We start from the raw sequence: 979 nt of genomic DNA on the forward strand, positions 1-979 counted from the left end.
GGAGAAAAAGGCCGATCGCACGGGCGGGTGGCGGGAGACGGGTCATCGCGGGATCTCCGATGCGCGGATGCGCGGTGATTTGCAGAATCATGTTGCCTTGAAATCGCCGATAAGTTAAGCGGTTATGAGACGAATTTCATGTGCCGGGCGAGGCTGCCGGCGCAACGGAGCGGCTGGCCGCCCCAACCCCCCCGGGCGGATGCCACGCGCCGCGCCGAACTGCGATGGGAGACACGTGTTGAACGCTGCGTTCCACCCCGCCCCGCTCCGCGCGAGCCGTCCGCGATGACCGCGAAGCTGCGACACGCCTGGCGATTCGCCGGACTCTCCGCCCTCGCCCTGCTGGCCGCCTGTTCGACCCGGCAGGCCAATCTGAGCCCGAGCCAGCTCGCGGCGCGCTACGCCGCCAACGCGCCGGCCGATTACCGCCCGCCGGGACCGCCCGGCGACCCGTGGGGGCCGTATATCGAGCAGGCCTCGGCGCGGTTCGACGTGCCGGCGAAATGGATCCGCGCGGTGATGCATGTCGAGTCGGGCGGGCACGAATACATGAACGGGCATCTCACCGTCTCCAGCGCCGGGGCGATGGGGCTGATGCAGCTGGAGCCCGAGACCTACCAGGAGATGGCGGCGCGCTACGGGCTGGGGCCGGACCCGTTCAACCCGCTCGACAACATCATGGCGGGGACGGCGTATATCCACCAGATGTACGAGATCTACGGCTCGCCGGGCTTCCTCGCCGCGTATAACGCGGGGCCGGGGCGGCTCGACGACTATCTCGACTACCGCCAGCCGCTGCCGGCGCAGACTCGGCACTATGTGGCGATGATCGCGCCGCAGATCGCCGGCGTGTATCCGGCCGGGCCGTCCGAGGCGGAGGCGGTGGCGATGAACCAGTTGCCGACGCGGATTCCGGCGGGCATCCGCCCGGCGGACGATGGCGGCGAGACCTCGCGGCTGAACCAGGCGCAGATCGCGA

Annotated in this window: 1 protein-coding gene; it reads left to right on the forward strand. The window is 69.6% G+C overall.

Going from position 1 to position 979, the window contains the following annotated elements:
- Positions 1 to 285 precede the first annotated feature (285 nt).
- Positions 286 to 979: lytic transglycosylase domain-containing protein (locus APM_RS10845; protein WP_007423418.1), on the forward strand; the 694-nt coding region annotated here is incomplete at its 3' end.

The sequence above is a fragment of the Acidiphilium sp. PM genome (genome assembly GCF_000219295.1).
Lineage (GTDB): Bacteria > Pseudomonadota > Alphaproteobacteria > Acetobacterales > Acetobacteraceae > Acidiphilium > Acidiphilium multivorum.